We start from the raw sequence: 21606 nt of genomic DNA, 5'->3' as shown, positions 1-21606 counted from the left end.
GTACCCCACCGACAAGCGCGACCAGTCCACCCGCAACTACGAACTGGACCGTTCCATCAGTTACACCAAGCAGCAGCAGGGCCGCCTGCGCCGGCTTTCCGTCGCCGTGGTGCTGGACGACCAGGTCCGCGTGGACCCGCAGAGCGGCGAGACCAGCCACGTGCCCTGGACCGCCGACGAGATCGCCCGCTTCACCCGCCTGGTGCAGGACTCGGTGGGCTTCGATGCCAGCCGTGGCGACAGCGTCAGCGTGATCAACACCCCCTTCATCGCCGACGGCGGCGAAGAGGTGCTCGACATCCCCTTCTACACCCAGCCCTGGTTCTGGGACGTGGTGAAGCAGGTGCTTGGTGTGCTCTTCATCCTGGTCCTGGTGTTCGGCGTGCTGCGCCCGGTGCTGAACAACATCAGCGGCGCCGGCAAGGGCAAGGAGCTGGCCGGCGGCCGTGATGCCGAGCTGGGCGAGATGGGCGGGCTGTCCGGCGAGCTGTCGGATGACCGCGTCAGCCTCGGCGGGCCGCAAAGCATCCTCCTGCCCAGCCCGAGCGACGGGTATGATGCGCAGCTCAATGCCATCAAGAACCTGGTCGCCGAAGATCCTGGCCGTGTGGCCCAGGTAGTCAAAGAATGGATCAACGCCGATGAGTGAGAACCGCGCCGCCGCCAAGCTGACCAAGGTCGACAAGGCCGCCATCCTCCTGCTTTCCCTGGGCGAGACCGATGCCGCCCAGGTGCTTCGTCACATGGGGCCCAAGGAAGTGCAGCGGGTCGGCGTGGCCATGGCGCAGATGCGCAACGTTCACCGTGAGCAGGTGGAGCAGGTGATGGGCGAGTTCGTCGAGATAGTCGGCGACCAGACCAGCCTGGGCGTCGGCGCCGATGGCTATATCCGCAAGATGCTCACCCAGGCCCTGGGCGAGGACAAGGCCAACAACCTGATCGACCGCATCCTCCTGGGCGGCAGCACCAGCGGGCTGGACAGCCTGAAGTGGATGGAGCCGCGCGCCGTGGCCGATGTGATCCGCTACGAGCACCCGCAGATCCAGGCCATAGTGGTCGCCTACCTGGACCCGGACCAGGCCGCCGAGGTGCTCAGCCACTTCGACCACAAGGTGCGCCTGGACATCGTCCTGCGCGTGTCTTCGCTGAACACCGTGCAGCCTTCCGCGCTCAAGGAGCTGAACCTGATCCTCGAGAAGCAGTTCGCCGGCAATGCCAGCACCACCCGCACCAGCATGGGTGGCGTGAAGCGCGCGGCGGACATCATGAACTTCCTCGAAAGCTCGGTCGAAGGCCAGTTGATGGACTCCATCCGCGAAGTGGACGAAGACCTTTCCACCCAGATCGAGGACCTGATGTTCGTCTTCGACAACCTCGCCGACGTCGACGACCGCGGCATCCAGGCGCTGCTGCGGGAGGTTTCCTCCGACGTGCTGGTGCTGGCCCTGAAGGGCTCGGACGAGGCCATCAAGGAAAAGGTCTTCAAGAACATGTCCAAGCGTGCCGCCGAGCTGTTGCGCGACGACCTGGAGGCCAGGGGCCCGGTGCGCGTCAGCGACGTGGAGTCGGCGCAGAAGGAAATCCTCACCATCGCCCGCCGTATGGCCGAAGCCGGGGAAATCGTCCTCGGCGGCAAGGGCGGCGAAGAAATGATCTGAGGTGGTATCCATGGCCAGCAAGGAATCGGCAAGCGAACTGATCCGCGCCAAGGACGCCAAACTCTTCGACCTCTGGTCCCTGCCCAGCTTCGACCCGGACGCCCCCGCGCCCGTCGAAGTGGAACCGGAGGAGGCTATCGCCGAGGTGGCGTCCGAGCCTGAACCGCAGATCGAGGAAGTGCCGCCAGAGGCCGTCAAGCCGCTGACGCTGGACGAGCTGGAGGCCATCCGCCAGGACGCCTACAACGAAGGCTTCGCCACCGGCGAGCGCGACGGCTTCCACGCCGGCCAGATCAAGGCCCGGCAGGAGGCCGAGGCCGCTACCCAGGCGCGCCTGGCGCAGCTGGAACGGCTGATGGGCCAACTGCTGGAACCCATCGCCGAGCAGGATCGGCAGATCGAAGAATCTCTCGTGCACCTCACCAGCCTGATCACCCGCAAGGTGATCCAACGCGAGTTGCGCCTGGATTCCAGCCAGATCCGCCATGTGCTGCGCGAAGCCCTGAAATTGCTGCCCATGGGTGCGAACAATGTGCGCATCCACATCAACCCGCAGGACTTCGAGCTGGTCAAGGCACTGCGCGAACGCCACGGAGAGAGCTGGCGCATCCTCGAGGACGAATCCCTGGAGCCGGGCGGCTGCCGGGTCGAGACCGAGCATTCGCGGATCGACGCCAGCATCGAGACACGCCTGCAGCAGGCCATGAAGCAGCTCTTCGAGCAGCAGCGCGAACAGAAGGTCCACCCACCGTCGGCCGATCTGGTACTGGACCTGGATTCCCCGGACAGCCTCGACCATGCGTATTGAGCGCACCAGCTTCGGCAAGCGCCTGGCGGGTTACAACGACGTCGTCGAACTGCCGTCCCAGCCCATAGTCGAGGGCCGCCTGCTGCGCATGGTCGGCCTCACCCTGGAAGCCGAAGGCCTGCGCGCCCCGGTGGGCAGCCGCTGCCTGGTGATCAACGACGACAGCTACCACCCGGTGCAGGTGGAAGCCGAGGTGATGGGCTTTTCCGGCAGCAAGATCTACCTGATGCCGGTGGGCAGCCTTTCCGGTATCGCCCCCGGTGCCCGTGTGGTGCCGTTGCCGGATACCGGCCGGCTGCCCATGGGGATGTCGATGCTCGGCCGGGTGCTCGACGGCGCCGGTCGCGCGCTGGACGGCAAGGGAGGGATGAAGGCCGAGGACTGGGTGCCGATGGACGGTCCCACCATCAACCCGCTGAAACGCCACCCCATCGACGAACCGCTGGACGTGGGCATCCGCTCCATCAACGCGCTGCTCACCGTGGGGCGCGGCCAGCGCCTGGGCCTGTTCGCCGGCACAGGGGTCGGCAAGAGCGTGTTGCTGGGCATGATGACCCGCTTTACCGAAGCCGAGATCATAGTCGTCGGCCTGATCGGCGAGCGGGGCCGCGAGGTGAAGGAGTTCATCGAACATATCCTCGGCGAAGAAGGCATCAAGCGTTCGGTGGTGGTGGCGTCCCCGGCGGACGACGCACCGCTGATGCGCCTGCGTGCGGCCATGTACTGCACGCGCATCGCCGAGTACTTCCGCGACAAGGGCAAGAACGTCCTCCTGCTGATGGATTCCCTGACCCGTTTCGCCCAGGCCCAGCGGGAGATCGCCCTGGCCATCGGCGAGCCGCCGGCCACCAAGGGTTATCCGCCCTCGGTCTTCGCCAAGTTGCCGAAGCTGGTGGAGCGCGCCGGCAACGCCGAGCAGGGCGGGGGTTCCATCACGGCCTTCTACACCGTGCTCTCCGAAGGCGACGACCAGCAGGACCCCATCGCCGACTCCGCGCGCGGTGTGCTCGACGGCCACTTCGTGCTGTCCCGCCGCCTGGCCGAGGAGGGGCACTACCCGGCCATCGACATCGAGGCTTCCATCAGCCGCGTGATGCCTCAGGTGGTGAGCCCCGAGCACATGAAGCGGGCCCAGCGCTTCAAGCAGCTCTGGTCGCGTTACCAGCAGAGCCGCGACCTGATCAGCGTCGGCGCCTATGTCGCCGGTGGCGATCCCGACACCGACCTGGCCATTGCCCGCCAGCCGGCGATGGCGGCATTCCTGCGCCAGGCCCTGGACGAGAGCGAGGGCCTGGCCCAGAGCAGTCAGCGGCTGGCCGCCAGCCTCGGCATCCCGGGCTGATAGCGCATGTCCCGCAGTCGCGCGGCGCGCCTGGCGCCGGTGGTGGAAATGGCCGAGCGCGACGAGCGCGAAGCCGCGCGCATGCTTGGCCGTTGCCAGGGCCAGCTGAGCCAGGCGGAGGTGAAGCTCGGCGAACTGGAGCGCTACCGCGCCGATTATCAGCAGCAATGGCTCGAAGAAGGGCGGCGCGGCGTCTCCGGCCAGTGGCTGATGAACTACCAGCGCTTCCTGTCGCAGCTGGAATCCGCCATCGGCCAACAGCTGCAGAGCGTCAAATGGCATCGCGACAACCTGGACAAGGCCCGCGCCGCCTGGCAGCAGCGCTACGCGCGGCTGGAGGGCCTGCGCAAGCTGGTGCAGCGCTACCTCGACGAAGCCCGCGCCGCGGACGACAAGCGCGAGCAGAAACTGCTGGATGAGCTGGTCCAGCGCCTGCCGGTGAGAAGCCACGAATAGACTGGCGCCGTAGGGTGCGCCGTGCGCACCAGGCCAGCGGCACGAAGCTATCGGTGCGCGCAGCGCACCCTGCGCAAACTCGGGGGGGCAGGGCAGGCCTGCGGCCTGCATCGCGAATGAATTCGCTCCTGCAGGGTTCGTCGGACCCTTTGCTCAGAACCATAAATTCTCCCCTGACACCGCTTTCCAGTTGCCCTGCCCGGATGCGGGTGCTAAATCTTCTCCACGCGTATTCCGCACTTGAACAAGGAGCTTTGCATGGCCATCACCTCGATGCCCTCCGACGATGGGCAGGAGCTGATCATCTACATTCAGGGACGTTTCGATTTCGGCGCCCACCAGGAATTCCGCGACGCCTACGAGCGCGTCAATATCACGCCCAAGCGCTACGTCGTGGACCTGCGGGGCACCACCTATCTCGACAGCTCCGCCCTCGGCATGCTGCTCCTGCTGCGTGACCACGCCGGCGGTGAGCGTGCGCAGATACGTCTTGCCAACTGCACCCCCGACGTCCGCAAGATCCTCGCCATCTCCAACTTCGAACAACTGTTCCAGATCGCCTGAGGCCAATCGCCATGCCCGCGCCGCTGACGATCCTGATTGCCGAGGACAACGCGGCGGACAGGCTGCTGCTCTCCACCATCGTCAACCGCCAGGGCCATCGCGCCCTGACCGCCGCCAATGGTCGTGAGGCCGTGGCGCTGTTCCAGGAGGAGCAGCCGCAACTGGTGCTCATGGATGCCCTGATGCCGGTGATGGACGGCTTCGAGGCGGCGCGCCGGATCAAACAGCTGGCGGGCGAGTCCCTGGTGCCGATCATCTTCCTCACCTCGCTCACCGAGAACGAGGCCCTGGTGCGCTGCCTGGAAGCGGGCGGCGACGACTTCCTCGCCAAGCCCTACAACCGGGTGATCCTGGAAGCCAAGATCAAGGCCCTGGACCGCCTGCGCCGGCTGCAGGACACCGTGCTGCAGCAGCGCGACCTGATCGCCCGGCATAACGAGCACCTGCTCACCGAGCAGCGCGTGGCCAAGGCGGTATTCGACAAGGTGGCCCACTCCGGCTGCCTGAGTGCCCCGAACATCCGTTACCTGCAATCGCCCTACGCCCTGTTCAACGGCGACCTGTTGCTGGCTGCCTACAAACCTTCGGGTGGCATGCATGTGCTGCTCGGCGACTTCACCGGCCACGGCCTGCCCGCCGCCATCGGCGCCATGCCCCTGGCCGAAGTGTTCTACGGCATGACCGCCAAGGGCTACGCCATGGCGGACATCCTCCGGGAGATGAATGCCAAACTGAAGCGCATCCTGCCCATCGGGGTGTTCTGCTGCGCCACCTTCCTCAACCTGAGCTTCCAGCGGCGCATGCTCGAGGTGTGGAACGGCGGCCTGCCCGATGGCTACCTGCGCCGCGCCGACACCGGCGCACTGGTGCCACTGGTATCACGCCACCTGCCGCTGGGCGTGCTCGACCAGGCGAGCTTCAACGCCCATTTCGAGGCGTATCCGATCGAGACCGATGACCGGATCTTCCTGGTTTCCGACGGTGTGCTGGAAACCCGCAACGACAGCGACGAAGTCTTCGGCGATGAGCGCCTGCATGCGGTGTTCGATGCCAATGGCGACGGCGATCGGCTGTTTGATGAAATCCAGCTGGCCCTCAGCGCCTTCCGCGGCCATGCCCAGGACGACGTCAGCATGATCGAAGTGCGCATGCTGGACGAGGTCACCGAGCGCGCCAAACTGGCCTTCACCGATAGCGGCCAGTCCAGCCCGCTGGACTGGTCGGCCACCTTCGAGTTTCGTGCGCAGACCTTGAAGCGCTTCAATCCCTTGCCTTTCCTGCTCCAGCTGTTGCTCGAAGTCCAGGGCCTGCGCGACCAGGGCGGCGCACTCTACACGGTGCTCGCCGAGCTTTATTCCAACGCGCTGGAACACGGCGTGCTGGGGCTGGACTCTTCCCTCAAGGGGAGCGCCGAGGGCTTCGCCCGCTACTACCGCGAGCGCAGCGAGCGCCTGGCCGGGCTGGAGGACGGTTATGTGCGCTTTCACTTCCAGCTCATTCCCGAAGGGCGGGGAGGGCGCCTGCTGCTCGATGTGGAGGACAGCGGCAAGGGCTTCGACCTGAGGGAGGCGCTGGTCCGCCGGCCGAATGTGGAAAGCCTCTGCGGACGGGGCCTGACTCTGGTCAGCAAGCTCACCGCGTGCTGCGAGCCGACCAAGGACGGCAAGGGCATACACGTCGAATTCCGCTGGCCCAATAAGGCATAATTTTCGGATGTTCAGTACAGGGAGTGACGGCTTTGTCTGATATCCATCTCGACCATTCTGTGCTGTCTGCCCTGCGGGACGTCATGGAGGATGAGTTTACTGTCTTGCTGGATACCTTTCTGGCGGATTCCGTGGAGCGTCTGCGGCAGATCCAGCAGGCGCTGGCAGCGTCCGACAGCCAGACCCTGCGCCTGGCCGCCCACAGCTTCAAGGGCAGTTGCAGCAACATGGGCGCGCCCGTGCTGTCCGGCCTGTGCAAGCAGCTGGAAGACATCGCCCGGCGCGAGCAGCTCGCCGATGCGCCCGCGCTGATCCGGCAGATCGAGGAGGAATTCCTCGTTGTCTGCAGCCTGCTGCAGGAAGAACGCCAGGGCCAGAAGCGCTGACCGCCGTCGCCTTCCTGCCGTCCGGATGTTGGCCCGTCCCTTGCTACCTCAGGGGCAACGAACCAACCCGAGCGGAGAGTGTCCATGCCCGTTGCCCCCGATCTGCTTCTCCAGGCCAGGCCTGCAGTGAAGCCGAAAGCACCGGCCGCAAAAGCCCCGGAAAAACCGGTAGAAACCAGCAGGGACGAGGCTGCCAGCTTCGCCCGGATGTACGCGAAGGAACGCCAGGCCAAGACCACCGAACACAATGAAGCGGCTGCCAGGCAGTCCGGGACCGGATCGGACGAGGCGGCGAGCCCGGACACCTCGACGGCTGATCCTGCCGTCAGCCAGCCCGCCGTTGCCGATAGCGGCAAGCCCTTGCCGGCCGAGGAAGGGGAGCCCGGGGGGGCCTCCGACGAGCCCGCCATGGACCCGCTGCTGGTCATGGCGATGACCGGACAACTGCCGGCCGACGAGGCTCCGGCCGATCCGGCCCTGACCGGTACCACGGCGGCCGACAGCGCAGTGACCGAACTCGGCGGGGCTGGCGAAGCGCTGCTGGCTGCACCCGTCACGCCGCAGGCGGGCAACGCGGCCCAGGTTGCCTTGAACGAGGTCTCTCTCGATCCAGAGCTGGGCCAGTCCAGCGGCGCGCCGGCGGTGAAGACGGCGGTGGACCAGGGCGTTCAGGTCGCTCGGACCACCCCGGCTGCGGCCTGGCAACTACAGGACGCGACCTCGGCGCAGGCTGCGCCCACCCTCGATCAGGAATTCTCCGCTGCCCTGGCGGCGTTGGTGGACAAGCCGCTGGAAGCCGATGAAGGCAGGCTGGACGATGCCCTGTCATCTACCGAGTTCGCGGTGGAAGCGTCCGCTGGCCTTGGCGAAAACAAGGGCGAAGTACGCAATGAACTGCTGGCCAACCGACTCAGTGCCTTGAGCCAGGCCATCGGCCTGCAGGCCGCCCAGGTCCAGCGCGCACCGGCCCTGGTGCCCGGCCAGTCGGTGGCGATGAATCAGGGCGGCTGGAGCGAGGCGGTGGTGGACCGGGTGATGTGGCTGTCGAGCCAGAACCTCAAGTCCGCGGAAATCCAGCTCGATCCGCAAGAGCTGGGACGCCTGGAGGTGCGTGTGCACATGACCCAGGACCAGACCCAGGTGACCTTCGCCAGTCCCCACGCCAATGTCCGCGATGCCCTGGAAGGGCAGATGCACCGCTTGCGTGAACTGTTCGCCCAGCAAGGCATGAACCAGCTGGATGTGAACGTCTCCGACCAGTCCCTGAGCCGGGGGTGGCAAGGGCAGGGCGGTGATGGCGAACGCCGTTCCGCCGGCGGTCGTGGCGACTTCGGCGCGGGCGGCGAGGAGGAAATCTCCGTGAGCCACAGCGAGATTCGTCCGGCCAGTGCGGGTGGGCGAGGGTTGGTGGATTTCTACGCCTGAATGCGAAATTCCAGGGTCAGCCCTGTGAGCGGAGCCAACTTTCGCGCGCGGATGGCCCTGGATCCTACACACTCCCAAGCTGCCCCGTGACAGCCGCCACCGACACTGGTATATCCGCACCCCGGAAGCAAAAGCCTGAGCCGCCGATTGGCCGGCGAGCTGGCATAACACTTGCTCATTCCCCTGGAAAGGCGGGCTTATCCCGCTCAGTGACGGATTATTGGCATGGCGAAGAAAGAAGCGAAGGCTCCGGCAGAGGGCGGGGCGTTGGCAGGCGGCAGGGGCAAGCTGAAGCTCATCATCCTGGGGGTGGCCGCGCTGCTGCTGGCGGTCTCGCTGTCGGTGGGCGCTACCTGGTTCTTCCTCAGCCGTGGAGACAAGACTGCCGAGCCCGCCAAGGACGAAGCCGCCGCAACCACCGAACCGACTCGGCAGCCTGCAATCTACCAGGAGCTGGCGCCAGCCTTCGTGGTCAACTTCAGCCAGAACGGCCGGCAGCGCTACATGCAGGTCAGCGTTGCGCTGATGGCGCGCGACCAGGCCCAGCTCGATGCGCTGAAGGTGCATATGCCGGTGTTGCGCAACAAGCTCGTGATGCTCTTCTCCGGTCAGAGTTTCGACACCCTGGTCACTCCGGTGGGCAAGGAGATGCTGCGCCAGCAGGCCACCGCCACCGTGCAGGATCTGGCCAAGCAGGAGACCGGCGCGCTGGCCGTCGAACAAGTGCTTTTCACCAACTTCGTATTGCAGTAGGCAAGGTACGACCATGGCTGTTCAAGACCTGCTGTCCCAGGACGAGATCGATGCGCTGCTCCACGGTGTCGACGATGGCCTGGTGGAAACCGAGACCGATGCCGACCCTAACAGCGTCAAAAGCTATGACCTGACCAGCCAGGACCGCATCGTCCGGGGGCGCATGCCGACCCTGGAGATGATCAACGAGCGTTTCGCCCGCTACACCCGCATCAGCATGTTCAACCTGCTGCGCCGCTCGGCCGACGTGGCGGTAGGCGGCGTGCAAGTGATGAAATTCGGCGAGTACGTGCATTCGCTCTACGTGCCCACCAGCCTCAACCTGGTGAAGATGAAGCCGCTGCGCGGCACCGCGCTGTTCATCCTCGACGCCAAGCTGGTGTTCAAGCTGGTGGATAATTTCTTCGGCGGCGATGGCCGCCACGCCAAGATCGAGGGGCGCGAGTTCACCCCCACCGAGCTGCGCGTGGTGCGCATGGTGCTGGACCAGGCCTTCGTCGACCTGGCCGAGGCCTGGCAAGCGGTGATGGACGTGAACTTCGAGTACATCAACTCGGAAGTGAACCCGGCCCTGGCCAATATCGTCAGCCCCAGCGAAGTGGTGGTGGTGTCCACTTTCCACATCGAACTGGACGGCGGTGGCGGCGACCTGCACGTCACCATGCCCTATTCGATGATCGAGCCGATCCGCGAGATGCTCGACGCCGGCTTCCAGTCCGACGTCGACGACCAGGACGAGCGCTGGATCAAGGCCCTGCGCGAAGACATCCTCGACGTCAGCGTGCCGGTGGCCGCCACCGTGGTGCGCCGCCAGCTCAAGCTGCGGGACATCCTGCACATGCAGCCGGGCGACATCATCCCGGTGGAAATGCCCGAGCACATGATCATGCGCGCCAACGGCGTGCCGGCCTTCAAGGCCAAGCTGGGATCGCACAAGGGCAACCTGTCCCTGCAGATCCTCGACCCCATCGAACGCCAGCGCTGATTGCGCGCTACCCACGAATCCAGAGCCAGCCGAGGTCAACCGATGGCAAACGACATGGACACCACCACCCCCGAGGAGCAGGCCCTCGCCGATGAATGGGCTGCGGCCCTGGCCGAGGCCGGCGATGCCAGCCAGGACGATATCGACGCGCTGATGAATCAGGGCAGCGCCGTCGTCCCCAGCTCGCCGCGCGCGCCGATGGAAGAGTTCGGCAGCGGACCCAAGGCCAGTGGCCCGGTGAGCCTGGACGGCCCGAACCTGGACGTGATCCTGGATATCCCGGTGTCCATCTCCATGGAAGTGGGCAATACCGACATCACCATCCGCAACCTGCTGCAGCTCAACCAGGGCTCGGTGATCGAACTCGACCGCCTGGCCGGCGAGCCGCTGGACGTACTGGTCAACGGCACCCTGATCGCCCATGGCGAGGTGGTGGTGGTCAACGAGAAGTTCGGCATCCGGTTGACCGATGTGATCAGCCCGAGCGAACGCATCAAGAAGCTGCGCTGAGACCATGCGCCGACTTTTTCTCGCGGGGCTGCTCCTGCTGCCCCTGGCCGGCTTCGCCGCCGAACCCGCTGCGACGGTTGCCGCCGCCGCGCCTTCTCCGGCGCCGGCCAGTACTGGCATGGCTGCGCAACTGGGGCAATTGGCCCTTGGCCTGTTGCTGGTGGTGGGACTTATCTTCCTGCTCGCCTGGCTGTTGCGCCGGGTTCAGCAGCTGGGGCCGCGCGGCGGCCAGGTGATCCAGCTGGTCGCCACCCAGGCGCTGGGCCCGCGTGATCGGCTGGTGCTGGTGCAGGTGGGGGGCGAACAGATACTGCTGGGCCTCAGTGCCGGGCGCATCGCCCCGCTGCATGTGCTGAAGGAGCCGGTGCAGCTGGTCGAGGCGCAGGCCGCCAGCCCGGAATTCGCCCAACGCCTGATGGATCTGCTCGGCAAGGACAAGCATTGATGCCCCTGCACCGCCTCCTCATCGCTCTGCTGCTGGCGCTGGCCGCGCCTTTGGCCCTCGGCGCCGACAATCCGCTGTCGGTGCCGGCCATCACCCTCTCCACCAACCCCGAAGGCCAGCAGGAATACTCGGTCAGCCTGCAGATCCTGCTGATCATGACGGCGCTGAGCTTCATCCCGGCGTTCGTCATGCTGATGACCAGCTTCACCCGGATCATCATCGTCTTCTCCATCCTGCGTCAGGCGCTGGGCCTGCAGCAGACGCCGTCGAACCAGATCCTCATCGGCCTGGCACTGTTCCTGACGATGTTCGTCATGGCGCCGGTGTTCGACCAGGTGAACCGCGACGCCCTGCAGCCGTACCTCAACGAACAGCTGTCGGCCCAGGACGCGGTGGCCAAGGCCGAAGTGCCGATCAAGAATTTCATGCTCGCGCAGACCCGCTCCAGCGACCTGGAACTGTTCATGCGCCTGTCCAAGCGCACCGACATCCCCAGCCCGGACGCGACGCCCCTGACCATCCTGGTCCCGGCCTTCGTCACCTCCGAGCTGAAAACGGCCTTCCAGATCGGCTTCATGATCTTCATCCCCTTCCTGATCATCGACCTGGTGGTGGCCAGCGTACTCATGGCCATGGGCATGATGATGCTCTCCCCGCTGATCATCTCGCTGCCGTTCAAGATCATGCTGTTCGTCCTGGTGGATGGCTGGGCGTTGATCATCGGCACCCTCGCCGGCAGTTTCGGCGGCGTCTAGGAGGCTTGCGATGACCCCGGAAGTTGCGGTCGACCTGTTCCGTGAGGCGCTCTGGCTGACCTGCCTGATCGTTGGCATCCTCGTGGTGCCGAGCCTGGTGGTGGGCCTGATCGTGGCCATGTTCCAGGCCGCCACCCAGATCAACGAACAGACCCTGAGCTTCCTGCCGCGTCTCATCGTGATGCTGCTCACCCTGATCTGGGCCGGCCCCTGGCTGACCCGCCAACTGATGGAGTACATCCAGACGCTCTATCAGAACATCCCCTTGCTGATCGGCTGACCATGCTCGAGCTCAGCGATGCGCAGATCGGTGGCTGGGTCGGCAGTTTCCTGCTGCCGCTGTTCCGCATCGCCGCGTTGCTGATGACCATGCCGGTGATCGGCACCCAGCTGGTGCCGCTGCGGGTGCGCCTGTACCTGGCCCTGGCCATTGCCATAGTGCTGGTGCCGACCTTGCCGCCCATGCCGCAGGTGGACGCCATCAGCCTGCGCACCCTGCTGCTGGTGGGCGAACAGGTGCTGGTGGGGGCCTTGCTCGGCTTCGTCCTGCAGCTGTTCTTCCACGCCTTCGTGGTGGCGGGGCAGATCATCTCCATGCAGATGGGCCTGGGCTTCGCCTCCATGGTCGACCCCACCAACGGCGTCTCGGTACCGGTGCTCGGGCAGTTCTACCTGATGCTGGTGACCCTGCTGTTCCTCGCCATGAACGGCCACCTGGTGGTGTTCGAGGTGCTGGCCGAAAGCTTCGTCACCCTGCCGGTGGGCGGCGGCCTGTTGACGGCGCAGTACTGGGAGGTGGCGGGCAAGCTCGGTTGGGTGATGGGCGCCGGGCTGCTGCTGGCGCTGCCGGCGATCACCGCGCTGCTGGTGGTCAACCTGGCCTTCGGCGTGATGACCCGCGCGGCGCCGCAGCTGAACATCTTCTCCATCGGCTTCCCGCTGACCCTGGCCCTGGGCCTGGTGATCGTCTGGATCGGCCTGGCCGACGTGCTCGCCCAGTACCAGGTGCTGGCCACTGACGCCCTGCAACTGTTGCGCGATCTGGCGAGGGCGCGATGAACAAGCTTTCTACCCGTCCCGGGCGGATGCCCGGGCCTGCCGCCGAGGTGCGCCATGGCGGAAAGTGAAAGTGGGGCGGACAAAAGCGAAGAGCCCACAAGCAAACGGTTGCAGGAGGCCCGCGACAAGGGCCAGATCGCCCGTTCCCGCGAGCTCAATACCCTCGCCGTGACCCTCGCCGGGGCCGGTGGCGTGCTGGCCACGGGCGGCGGCATGGCGGACATGCTGATGAAGATGATGCAGTCCAACTTCGACCTGTCGCGGGCCGTACTGATAGACGAGCGCAGCATGGCCATCTGGCTGCTGGCCTCGGGCAGGATGGCACTGGATGCGGTGCTGCCGCTGTTGATCACGCTGTTGATCGTGTCCATCGCCGGTCCGATTTCCCTGGGCGGCTGGCTGTTTTCCACCGAGGCCATGGCGCCCAAGTTCAGCCGGATGAATCCGCTGTCCGGGCTCAAGCGGATGTTCTCCCTGCACTCCCTGGCGGAACTGCTCAAGGCCCTGGCCAAGTTCGCGGTGATCCTGCTGGTGGCCCTATTGGTGCTCAATTCCGACCGCGACGACCTGCTGGCCATTGCCCACGAACCGCTGGACATGGCCATCCTGCACAGCGTCCAGGTGGTGGGCTGGAGTGCGGTCTGGCTAGCCTGTGGGCTGATCCTGATCGCCGCCGTGGACGTGCCTTTCCAGCTCTGGGACAACAAGCAGAAGCTGATGATGACCAAGCAGGAAGTGCGCGACGAGTACAAGGACAGCGAGGGCAAGCCCGAGGTCAAGTCGCGTATTCGCCGCCTGCAGCGGGAAATGGCCGAGCGCCGCATGATGGCCGCCGTGCCCCAGGCCGACGTGATCATCACCAACCCGACCCACTTCGCCGTGGCGCTGAAGTACGACGCCGAGAAGGGCGGGGCGCCGCTGCTGCTGGCCAAGGGTAGCGATTTCACCGCGCTGAAGATCCGCGAGATCGGCCAGGAGAACCAGGTGACCGTGCTGGAATCCCCGGCCCTGGCGCGGGCGGTCTACTACTCCACCGAGCTGGACCAGGAAATCCCCGCCGGCCTCTACCTGGCGGTGGCCCAGGTGCTGGCCTACGTCTACCAGCTCAAGCAGTTCCGCGCCGGCCGCGGCAAACGCCCGGCGCCGTTGCACGACCTGCCGATCCCGCCGGAATTGCGCCGGGATGAGTGATGGTTATTCCGGGCGGGTTCTCTTGTGGGGGCGAATTCATTCGCTAAGCAGGCCGAAGGCCTGCCCTGCAGAGTCCGATGGGGCAGCTTCGCTGCCCTTTGCGAATGAATTCGCCCCCACAGGTTTTCCTCCCCGAATCAATCCCTTAACGAAGTTGGAAGGCTTCTTGCACTAAGGGGCTGACGCCGCGTTCGCGCGTCAAAAGATTGGATGGGCGGAGCGCCAATCCGTGCAAGGGGTGGGGGAGCAACAGTGGATCGTACGCAACTGATCGGCAATGTCCGCAACAACCTGGTGGGCATGGGGCGCGGCAACCTCGGGGTGCCGCTGCTGGTGCTGGTGATGCTGGGCATGATGACGCTGCCGGTACCGCCGTTCCTGCTGGACGTTTTCTTCACCTTCAACATCGCCCTGTCCATCGTCGTGCTGCTGGTCTGCGTCTACGCCATGCGCCCGCTCGACTTCGCCGTCTTTCCCACCATCCTGCTGGTGGCCACCCTGCTGCGCCTGGCGCTGAACGTGGCCTCCACCCGCGTGGTGCTGCTTCACGGCCAGGATGGCCACGACGCCGCGGGCAAGGTGATCCAGGCCTTCGGCGACGTGGTGGTGGGTGGTAACTACGTGGTCGGCATCGTGGTCTTCGCGATCCTGATGATCATCAACTTCGTGGTGGTCACCAAGGGCGCCGGGCGTATCTCCGAGGTGAGCGCGCGCTTCACCCTGGACGCCATGCCGGGCAAGCAGATGGCCATCGACGCCGACCTCAACGCCGGCCTGATCGACCAGCCGGAAGCCAAGAAGCGTCGTACCGAGGTGTCCCAGGAAGCCGACTTCTACGGCTCCATGGACGGTGCCAGCAAGTTCGTCCGCGGCGATGCCATCGCCGGCCTGCTGATCCTCTTCATCAACCTGATCGGCGGCATGGCCATCGGCATGCTGCAGCACGGCATGAGCTTCGGCGACGCCGGGCGCATCTACTCCCTGCTGACCATCGGCGACGGCCTGGTGGCGCAGATTCCCTCGCTGCTGCTGTCCACCGCGGCGGCGATCATGGTCACCCGGGTGTCCAGCTCCGAGGACATGGGCCAGCAGGTCAATCGCCAGATGTTCGCCTCGCCCAAGGCGCTGGCGGTGTCCGCCGCGATCCTCATTGCCATGGGCCTGGTGCCGGGCATGCCGCACGTGTCCTTCGTCGGCCTCGGCCTGGTGGCCGCCGGCGGCGCCTGGTGGATCTGGCAGAAGCAGAAGAAGGTCAAGGACGAGGCGGTCCAGGAAGAGAAGCGCCAGCAGGAGCTGCTGCCGGCCCAGCGCGCCCAGGAAACCAAGGAGCTGGGCTGGGACGACGTGACCCCGGTGGACCTGGTGGGCCTGGAGGTGGGCTACCGGCTGATCCCGCTGGTGGACCGCAACCAGGGCGGCCAGCTGCTGGCGCGGATCAAGGGCGTGCGCAAGAAGTTGTCCCAGGAGATGGGCTTCCTGATGCCGTCGGTGCATATCCGCGACAACCTCGACCTGTTGCCCAATGCCTACCGCCTGACCTTGATGGGCGTCAGCGTGGCCGAGGCGGAGGTCTACCCGGACCGCGAACTGGCGATCAACCCCGGCCAGGTGTTCGGCACCCTCAATGGCATCGCCGCCAAGGATCCGGCGTTCGGCCTGGAGGCGGTGTGGATCGACGCCAGCCAGCGCGACCAGGCGCAATCCCTCGGCTACACGGTGGTGGATGCCAGCACCGTGGTCGCCACTCACCTCAACCAGGTGCTGCACAAGCACGCCCACGAGCTGCTCGGCCACGAGGAAGTGCAGCAGCTCATGCAATTGCTGGCCAAAAGCTCGCCGCGCCTGGCCGAGGAGCTGGTGCCGGGCATGGTCTCGCTGTCCACCCTGCTCAAGGTGCTCCAGGCGCTGCTGCAGGAGCAGGTGCCGGTGCGCGATATCCGTACCATCGCCGAGGCCATCGCCAATGTCGCGCCCAAGAGTCAAGATCCCGCCGCGCTGGTGGCGGCGGTGCGCGTCTCGCTGTCCCGTGCAATCGTGCAAAGCATTGTGGGACTAGAGCCGGAGGTGCCTGTAATTACCCTGGAACCCAGGTTGGAACAGATATTGCTCAATAGCCTGCAGAAGGCCGGACAGGGTTCGGATGATGGCGTTCTCCTCGAACCCGGAATGGCCGAGAAGTTACAACGTTCCCTGGTGGAGGCGGCGCAGCGCCAGGAAATGCTCGGCAAGCAGGCGATCCTGCTGGTGGCCGGGCCGATCCGGGCGATGATGTCGCGCTTCGCAAGGCTCGCCGTGCCGACCATGCACGTACTGGCGTACCAGGAAATACCGGACAACAAGCAGGTCACCATAGTCGCGACTGTGGGGCAGAACTAACCGAGGTCAAGGCCCATGCAGGTCAAACGTTTCTTCGCCGCCGATATGCGTCAAGCCATGAAGCTGGTGCGTGATGAACTGGGCGCCGACGCCGCGATCATCGGCAACCGCCGGGTCGCCGGCGGTGTCGAGCTGACCGCCGCGCTGGACTACCCGCTGCCTGCCCCGGCGCCGAGCAAGCCCAACCCGGCTCTGGAAGCCGAACTGCGCAAAACCCAGACGCGCATCCTCCAGGCCCAGGCCGATCTGGCCACGCGCGCCCAGGCCGATGCCGGCAAGGACCGCCAATTATTCGCCGGCGAGCCGCTGACCGCCGTCGAGTCGGAGCTGCCGGAGTCTGCCCTCGAAGTGGCCCTGAGCCGGCCACGCCCGGCCGCCCGGCCGGTGGTGGAACCGGTCGGCGCGCCGAAGCCCGCCGCGGTGGACCAGGCCGCGCTGGACGCCATGCGCTTCGAGCTGAGCGGCCTGCGCGAACTGATCGAAGTGCAGCTGGGTTCCATCGCCTGGGGCCAGATGCAGAGCCGCCGTCCGCAGCAGGCCAGCCTCTGGCGCCGCCTGCAGCGCATGGGCCTGTCGGCCGAACTGGGCCGCGTCCTGCTGGACAAGGTCGCCAACGTCAAGGAGCCGCGCCAGGCCTGGCGCATGCTGCTGGCGCACCTGGCCCACGCCATCCGCACGCCGCAGCAGGAGCCGCTGGAAGAGGGCGGGGTGATCGCCCTGGTCGGCCCGGCCGGCATGGGCAAGACCACCACCCTGGCCAAGCTGGCCGCGCGCTATGTGCTCAAGTACGGCGCCCAGAGCGTCGCCCTGGTGAGCATGGATGCCTTCCGCATCGGTGCCCAGGAGCAGCTCAAGACCCTCGGCCGCATCCTCAACGTGCCGGTCACCCTGGTCGATCCTGGCCAGTCCCTGACCCAGGCCCTGGCGCCGCTGGCGCGCAAGCGCGTGGTGCTGATCGATACCGCGGGCCTGCCGGCCAACGACCCGGCCCTGGCCATGCAGCTCGAAGCCCTGGCCAGCCGGGCGATAAATGCGAAGAATTACCTGGTGATGGCCGCCACCAGCCAGAGCCAGGTGCTCAAGGCGGCCTATCACAGCTACAAGCGTTGCGGCCTGTCCGGCTGCATCATTACCAAGGCGGACGAGGCGGCCAGCCTGGGCGAGGTTTTGGGGCTGGCTATCGGCCAGCATCTGCCGGTAGCCTATCTGGCCGACGGGCCGCGAATTCCGGATGATCTGCAGGTTCCCCGCAGCCACCAGCTGGTGAGCCGGGCGGTCAGCCTCCAGGCGCCGGAAGACCCGAGCGAGGAAGCCATGGCCGACCTGTTCGCCGGGCTTTACCAGAATCCGGCGCGGCGCGCCGGTTGAAGAATTTCGAGCCGTCCCGGATGGACGGTGCCAGACAGCCAAGTGGCCCAGTCGACCTAAGACAAGGTATTTGAAATGGGAAGTATGCATCCCGTACAGGTGATCGCGGTGACCGGCGGCAAGGGCGGCGTCGGCAAGACCAATGTGTCGGTGAACCTTTCGCTGGCCCTGGCCGATCTCGGTCGCCGCGTCATGTTGCTCGACGCCGACCTCGGCCTGGCCAACGTCGACGTCCTGCTCGGCCTCACCGCCAAGCGCACCCTGGCCGATGTGATCAATGGCGAATGCGACCTGCGCGACGTGCTGTTGCAGGGGCCGGGCGGCATCCGCATCGTCCCGGCGGCCTCCGGCACCCAGAGCATGGTGCACCTCTCGTCCATGCAACACGCCGGCCTGATCCAGGCCTTCAGCGAAATCAGCGACAACCTCGACGTGCTGGTGATCGATACCGCCGCCGGCATCGGCGATTCGGTGGTGAGCTTCGTCCGCGCGGCCCAGGAAGTGATTGTGGTGGTCTGCGACGAACCGACCTCCATCACCGACGCCTACGCGTTGATCAAGTTGCTCAACCGCGATTACGGCATGAATCGCTTCCGCGTGCTGGCCAACATGGCCCACAGCCCGCAGGAAGGTCGCAACCTCTTCGCCAAGCTGACCAAGGTCACTGACCGCTTCCTCGACGTCGCCCTGCAGTACGTTGGCGCCGTCCCCTACGACGAGTCGGTGCGCAAGGCCGTGCAGAAACAGCGCGCGGTCTATGAAGCCTTCCCGCGGTCCAAGTGCTCGCTGGCCTTCAAGGCCATCGCACAGAAGGTCGACGGCTGGCCGCTGCCGGCCAACCCGCGGGGCCACCTGGAGTTCTTCGTCGAGCGGCTGGTCAAGCAGCCGTCCGTGGACACTCCCGTATGACACCCGCTACGGGGCTGCGTATGTACAGCAAGGCACAGGCAAGGGATTCGCAGCATCAGCTGATCGAGCGCTACGCCCCCCTGGTCAAGCGCATCGCCTACCACCTGCTGGCGCGCTTGCCCGCCAGCGTCCAGGTGGAAGACCTGATGCAGTCCGGGATGATCGGTCTGCTCGAAGCCTCGAAGAAGTACGACTCCAGCAAAGGTGCCAGTTTCGAGACCTACGCCGGCATCCGCATCCGCGGCGCCATGCTCGACGAAGTCCGCAAGGGCGATTGGGCGCCGCGTTCGGTGCACCGCAACACTCGCATGGTGAGCGACGCGATTCGCGCCATCGAGGCGAGAACCGGACGCGACGCTAAAGATCAGGAGGTTGCTGCCGAACTTGAATTGAGTCTCGAAGACTACTACGGCATCCTGAGCGACACCTTGGGCAGCCGCCTGTTCAGCTTCGACGACCTGTTGCAGGAAGGCGAGCACGGCGGGGTGCACGAGGACGCCGGTGTCACCCAACTCGAACCTTCCCATGATCTGGAAGAAGAACGCTTCCAGGCCGCGCTGGCGGACGCCATCGCGAACCTGCCGGAGCGCGAGCGCCTGGTGTTGGCGCTGTACTACGACGAAGAACTGAACTTGAAGGAAATCGGTGAAGTGCTGGGGGTCAGCGAATCGCGGGTCAGCCAGTTGCACAGCCAGTGCGCAGCCCGTCTGCGTGCCCGGCTGAGTGAATGGCGCGCACGCTGAACGGCAACACCGATTCCAGATTTGAACGGCGCACCCGGCAAGAGGGGCGTTTGAGACTGTACGGAGGTCGACTTGGACAAGAATATGAAAATCCTCATCGTTGACGATTTCTCGACGATGAGACGCATCATCAAGAACCTCTTGCGCGACTTGGGTTTCACCAATACCGCCGAAGCCGATGACGGCACCACGGCGCTGCCGATGCTGCACAGCGGCAACTTCGACTTCCTCGTGACCGACTGGAACATGCCCGGCATGACCGGCATCGACCTGCTGCGCGCCGTGCGCGCCGACGAGCGCCTGAAGCACCTGCCGGTCCTGATGGTGACCGCCGAGGCCAAGCGCGACCAGATCATCGAAGCGGCCCAGGCCGGTGTGAACGGCTATGTGGTCAAGCCTTTCACCGCCCAGGTCCTGAAAGAAAAAATCGAGAAGATCTTCGAGCGGGTCAACGGCTGATGTCGGCCGCGAGGGCACCATGGACCATAACGAAACCCTGCTGGGAGACTTCGAGTCGACCCTGAAAGTCCGTGCGCGGGAACTGGTGGACAGCCTGGAGAAGGGCAAATTCACCGACGCCGTGCAACTCATCCACGAACTCAATCACGTCCGCGACCGCGGCCTGTACCAGGAAGTCGGCAAGCTCACCCGCGAACTGCACAACGCCATCGTCAACTTCCAGATCGACCCGCACCTGCCCCATGCCCAGGAGATGTCGCAGATCGCCGACGCGACCGACCGGCTTTCCTACGTGGTGCAGATGACCGAGAAGGCCGCCAACCGCACCATGGACCTGGTGGAGGAGAGCGTGCCGCTGCTCGGTGGTTTGAGCGACGAGGCCCAGCAGCTGGGCGAGGAGTGGGGACGCTTCATGCGCCGGGAAATCGGCGCGGATGGCTTCCGTGTCCTGGCGCGCCGCATCGAGCAGTTCCTCGCCCGCAGTCAGCGCGACTCCGATGCGCTGTCCGGCAAGCTCAATGACATCCTGCTGGCCCAGGACTACCAGGACCTCACCGGCCAGGTGATCAAGCGCGTCACCCAATTGGTCACCGAGGTGGAGAGCAACCTGGTCAAGCTGGTGCTGATGGCCAGCCAGGTGGACCGCTATGCCGGCATCGAGCACGACCATGCCGCGCTGCGTGCCGAGCAAGAACAACAAAAAAGTCCTTCCAGGGGTGAAGGTCCGCAGATCCATGCCGATATACGGGAAGACGTGGTGTCCGGACAGGACGATGTCGACGATCTGCTATCCAGCCTTGGTTTCTAGGGAGCGCTCATATGAGCTTCGACGCCGATGAAGAAATCCTCCAGGACTTCCTGGTAGAGGCCGGCGAGATTCTGGAGCAATTGTCCGAGCAGCTGGTCGAGCTGGAAAGCCGCCCGGACGACATGGACCTGCTCAACGCGATTTTCCGTGGATTCCACACCGTGAAGGGTGGCGCTGGCTTCCTCCAGCTCAACGCCCTGGTGGAGTGCTGCCATATCGCCGAGAACGTCTTCGACATCCTGCGCAAGGGCGAACGCCGCGTGGATGCCGAGCTGATGGACGTGGTGCTGCAGGCCCTGGACACGGTCAACGAAATGTTCCGCGAAGTGCGCGAGCGTGCCGAGCCGACGCCCGCCACGCCCGAGCTGCTCGCCGCACTGGCGCGCCTGGCCGAGCCGGGCGGCGCCAAACCCGCAGCCGCACCGGCCACCCCGGTGGCGCCCGTGATCACTGCTCCGGCAGCTGTCGCAGCCGCGGCCGACATCACCGACAGCGAGTTCGAAGCGCTGCTGGACGCCCTGGGCGATAACGTCGGCGGCGCCGCCGAACCCGTCATCGCTGCTGCCGACGAAATCACCGACGACGAATTCGAAGCGCTCCTCGACCAACTGCACGGCAAGGGCAAGTTCGTCGCCGCTACGGAACCGGAAACCGCGGTCGCCGCTCATGCCAGCGCCCCGGCCGTGGCCATTGCGGGCGCCGGCGACGAGATCAGCGACGACGAGTTCGAGGACCTGCTCGACCAGTTGCATGGCAAGGGCAAGTTCGGCGGTGCGCTGGATGCCCCCGCCAGTACGCCTGCTGCGCCGGTCGCGCCGTCGGCGCCTGCGCCCGTTGGCGGCGACAACATCACCGACGACGAATTCGAAGCCCTGCTGGACCAGCTCCACGGCAAGGGCT

General features: G+C 65.7%; 24 protein-coding genes. All 24 read left to right on the top strand.

The genetic code is table 11. The annotated features are described in order from the left end of the window. Nucleotides 1–649: flagellar M-ring protein FliF C-terminal domain-containing protein (locus E8F11_RS00130; RefSeq protein WP_280286772.1), on the top strand; the 649-nt coding region annotated here is incomplete at its 5' end. Then, entirely contained in the window at nt 642–1658 is a 1017-nt protein-coding gene (fliG, locus tag E8F11_RS00125; protein WP_280286771.1) for a flagellar motor switch protein FliG, read from the top strand. The genes E8F11_RS00130 and fliG, both read left to right, overlap by 8 nt. A 10-nt stretch (nt 1659–1668) precedes the next feature. Next, nucleotides 1669–2466 (top strand): flagellar assembly protein FliH, encoded by a 798-nt coding sequence (gene fliH, locus E8F11_RS00120; protein ID WP_280286769.1) that lies wholly within the window; start codon nt 1669–1671, stop codon nt 2464–2466. After that, a complete protein-coding gene (gene fliI / locus E8F11_RS00115; protein ID WP_280286768.1) occupies nt 2456–3808 on the top strand; it encodes a flagellar protein export ATPase FliI in 1353 nt (450 codons plus the stop codon). Before fliH ends, fliI begins: the two co-directional genes overlap by 11 nt. A 6-nt stretch (nt 3809–3814) precedes the next feature. Next, complete coding sequence (gene fliJ, locus E8F11_RS00110) at nt 3815–4264, top strand: flagellar export protein FliJ (protein ID WP_280286767.1); 450 nt, start codon at nt 3815–3817, stop codon at nt 4262–4264. Between the two features lie 258 nt (nt 4265–4522). Then, nucleotides 4523–4828, top strand: a complete 306-nt coding sequence (locus E8F11_RS00105; protein ID WP_280286766.1) for an STAS domain-containing protein — start codon at nt 4523–4525, stop codon at nt 4826–4828. A gap of 11 nt (nt 4829–4839) precedes the next feature. Beyond that, complete coding sequence (locus tag E8F11_RS00100; RefSeq protein WP_280286765.1) at nt 4840–6534, top strand: fused response regulator/phosphatase; 1695 nt, start codon at nt 4840–4842, stop codon at nt 6532–6534. Between the two features lie 32 nt (nt 6535–6566). Further along, nucleotides 6567–6920 carry an Hpt domain-containing protein gene (locus E8F11_RS00095; RefSeq protein ID WP_280286764.1) on the top strand — a complete coding sequence of 118 codons (354 nt, stop codon included), beginning with the start codon at nt 6567–6569 and terminating at the stop codon, nt 6918–6920. Nucleotides 6921–7004: 84 nt separating this feature from the next. Continuing rightward, nucleotides 7005–8345: a flagellar hook-length control protein FliK gene (locus tag E8F11_RS00090; protein ID WP_280286763.1), complete on the top strand. Its 1341-nt coding sequence runs from the start codon at nt 7005–7007 to the stop codon at nt 8343–8345. A 225-nt stretch (nt 8346–8570) separates the two neighbouring features. Continuing rightward, on the top strand, nt 8571–9098 hold the full coding sequence (gene fliL / locus E8F11_RS00085; RefSeq protein ID WP_280286762.1) for a flagellar basal body-associated protein FliL: 528 nt from the start codon (nt 8571–8573) through the stop codon (nt 9096–9098). 13 nt (nt 9099–9111) lie between these two features. Further along, the gene (fliM, locus tag E8F11_RS00080) at nt 9112–10083 is read left to right on the top strand and encodes a flagellar motor switch protein FliM (protein WP_280286761.1); all 972 of its coding nucleotides are present in this window, start codon (nt 9112–9114) and stop codon (nt 10081–10083) included. A 42-nt stretch (nt 10084–10125) separates the two neighbouring features. Then, a complete protein-coding gene (fliN, locus tag E8F11_RS00075) occupies nt 10126–10593 on the top strand; it encodes a flagellar motor switch protein FliN (protein WP_280286760.1) in 468 nt (155 codons plus the stop codon). A 4-nt stretch (nt 10594–10597) separates the two neighbouring features. Further along, nucleotides 10598–11038 (top strand): flagellar biosynthetic protein FliO, encoded by a 441-nt coding sequence (fliO, locus tag E8F11_RS00070; protein WP_280286759.1) that lies wholly within the window; start codon nt 10598–10600, stop codon nt 11036–11038. Next, the gene (gene fliP / locus E8F11_RS00065) at nt 11038–11793 is read left to right on the top strand and encodes a flagellar type III secretion system pore protein FliP (RefSeq protein ID WP_280286758.1); all 756 of its coding nucleotides are present in this window, start codon (nt 11038–11040) and stop codon (nt 11791–11793) included. Before fliO ends, fliP begins: the two co-directional genes overlap by 1 nt. A gap of 10 nt (nt 11794–11803) precedes the next feature. Continuing rightward, complete coding sequence (fliQ, locus tag E8F11_RS00060) at nt 11804–12073, top strand: flagellar biosynthesis protein FliQ (RefSeq protein ID WP_280286757.1); 270 nt, start codon at nt 11804–11806, stop codon at nt 12071–12073. Between the two features lie 2 nt (nt 12074–12075). Continuing rightward, nucleotides 12076–12852, top strand: a complete 777-nt coding sequence (fliR, locus tag E8F11_RS00055) for a flagellar biosynthetic protein FliR (protein WP_280286756.1) — start codon at nt 12076–12078, stop codon at nt 12850–12852. A 54-nt stretch (nt 12853–12906) separates the two neighbouring features. Further along, nucleotides 12907–14043, top strand: coding sequence for a flagellar biosynthesis protein FlhB (gene flhB / locus E8F11_RS00050; protein WP_280286755.1), 1137 nt, complete (start codon nt 12907–12909; stop codon nt 14041–14043). A 252-nt stretch (nt 14044–14295) separates the two neighbouring features. After that, nucleotides 14296–16419 (top strand): flagellar biosynthesis protein FlhA, encoded by a 2124-nt coding sequence (flhA, locus tag E8F11_RS00045; RefSeq protein ID WP_280286754.1) that lies wholly within the window; start codon nt 14296–14298, stop codon nt 16417–16419. A gap of 15 nt (nt 16420–16434) precedes the next feature. Next, nucleotides 16435–17787: a flagellar biosynthesis protein FlhF gene (gene flhF / locus E8F11_RS00040; protein ID WP_280286753.1), complete on the top strand. Its 1353-nt coding sequence runs from the start codon at nt 16435–16437 to the stop codon at nt 17785–17787. Between the two features lie 75 nt (nt 17788–17862). Continuing rightward, nucleotides 17863–18696, top strand: a complete 834-nt coding sequence (gene fleN / locus E8F11_RS00035; protein ID WP_280286752.1) for a flagellar synthesis regulator FleN — start codon at nt 17863–17865, stop codon at nt 18694–18696. Beyond that, nucleotides 18693–19439: an RNA polymerase sigma factor FliA gene (fliA, locus tag E8F11_RS00030; protein WP_280286751.1), complete on the top strand. Its 747-nt coding sequence runs from the start codon at nt 18693–18695 to the stop codon at nt 19437–19439. Before fleN ends, fliA begins: the two co-directional genes overlap by 4 nt. Nucleotides 19440–19523: 84 nt before the next feature. Then, complete coding sequence (locus E8F11_RS00025) at nt 19524–19898, top strand: chemotaxis response regulator CheY (protein ID WP_003083073.1); 375 nt, start codon at nt 19524–19526, stop codon at nt 19896–19898. Nucleotides 19899–19917: 19 nt separating this feature from the next. Further along, nucleotides 19918–20706, top strand: coding sequence for a protein phosphatase CheZ (locus E8F11_RS00020; protein WP_280286750.1), 789 nt, complete (start codon nt 19918–19920; stop codon nt 20704–20706). Between the two features lie 11 nt (nt 20707–20717). Further along, the coding region (locus E8F11_RS00015) for an Hpt domain-containing protein (protein ID WP_280286749.1) at nt 20718–21606 on the top strand (889 nt) is incomplete at its 3' end.

It is taken from the genome of Pseudomonas sp. BN417 (assembly GCF_029871205.1).
Taxonomy (GTDB): domain Bacteria; phylum Pseudomonadota; class Gammaproteobacteria; order Pseudomonadales; family Pseudomonadaceae; genus Metapseudomonas.
This window is presented reverse-complemented; position numbering and strand designations above follow the sequence as displayed.

Bases quoted from the DNA above. Each gene is read 5' to 3' on its own strand.
- fliL (WP_280286762.1), top strand. From the start codon at position 8,571: ATGGCGAAGAAAGAAGCGAAGGCTCCGGCAGAGGGCGGGGCGTTGGCA.
- E8F11_RS00100 (WP_280286765.1), top strand. From the start codon at position 4,840: ATGCCCGCGCCGCTGACGATCCTGATTGCCGAGGACAACGCGGCGGAC.
- fliM (WP_280286761.1), top strand. From the start codon at position 9,112: ATGGCTGTTCAAGACCTGCTGTCCCAGGACGAGATCGATGCGCTGCTC.
- flhF (WP_280286753.1), top strand. From the start codon at position 16,435: ATGCAGGTCAAACGTTTCTTCGCCGCCGATATGCGTCAAGCCATGAAG.
- fleN (WP_280286752.1), top strand. From the start codon at position 17,863: ATGGGAAGTATGCATCCCGTACAGGTGATCGCGGTGACCGGCGGCAAG.
- fliJ (WP_280286767.1), top strand. From the start codon at position 3,815: ATGTCCCGCAGTCGCGCGGCGCGCCTGGCGCCGGTGGTGGAAATGGCC.
- E8F11_RS00020 (WP_280286750.1), top strand. From the start codon at position 19,918: ATGGACCATAACGAAACCCTGCTGGGAGACTTCGAGTCGACCCTGAAA.
- E8F11_RS00105 (WP_280286766.1), top strand. From the start codon at position 4,523: ATGGCCATCACCTCGATGCCCTCCGACGATGGGCAGGAGCTGATCATC.
- fliG (WP_280286771.1), top strand. From the start codon at position 642: ATGAGTGAGAACCGCGCCGCCGCCAAGCTGACCAAGGTCGACAAGGCC.
- fliQ (WP_280286757.1), top strand. From the start codon at position 11,804: ATGACCCCGGAAGTTGCGGTCGACCTGTTCCGTGAGGCGCTCTGGCTG.
- fliN (WP_280286760.1), top strand. From the start codon at position 10,126: ATGGCAAACGACATGGACACCACCACCCCCGAGGAGCAGGCCCTCGCC.
- fliP (WP_280286758.1), top strand. From the start codon at position 11,038: ATGCCCCTGCACCGCCTCCTCATCGCTCTGCTGCTGGCGCTGGCCGCG.
- fliO (WP_280286759.1), top strand. From the start codon at position 10,598: ATGCGCCGACTTTTTCTCGCGGGGCTGCTCCTGCTGCCCCTGGCCGGC.
- fliA (WP_280286751.1), top strand. From the start codon at position 18,693: ATGACACCCGCTACGGGGCTGCGTATGTACAGCAAGGCACAGGCAAGG.
- fliI (WP_280286768.1), top strand. From the start codon at position 2,456: ATGCGTATTGAGCGCACCAGCTTCGGCAAGCGCCTGGCGGGTTACAAC.
- flhB (WP_280286755.1), top strand. From the start codon at position 12,907: ATGGCGGAAAGTGAAAGTGGGGCGGACAAAAGCGAAGAGCCCACAAGC.
- fliR (WP_280286756.1), top strand. From the start codon at position 12,076: ATGCTCGAGCTCAGCGATGCGCAGATCGGTGGCTGGGTCGGCAGTTTC.
- E8F11_RS00025 (WP_003083073.1), top strand. From the start codon at position 19,524: ATGAAAATCCTCATCGTTGACGATTTCTCGACGATGAGACGCATCATC.
- E8F11_RS00090 (WP_280286763.1), top strand. From the start codon at position 7,005: ATGCCCGTTGCCCCCGATCTGCTTCTCCAGGCCAGGCCTGCAGTGAAG.
- fliH (WP_280286769.1), top strand. From the start codon at position 1,669: ATGGCCAGCAAGGAATCGGCAAGCGAACTGATCCGCGCCAAGGACGCC.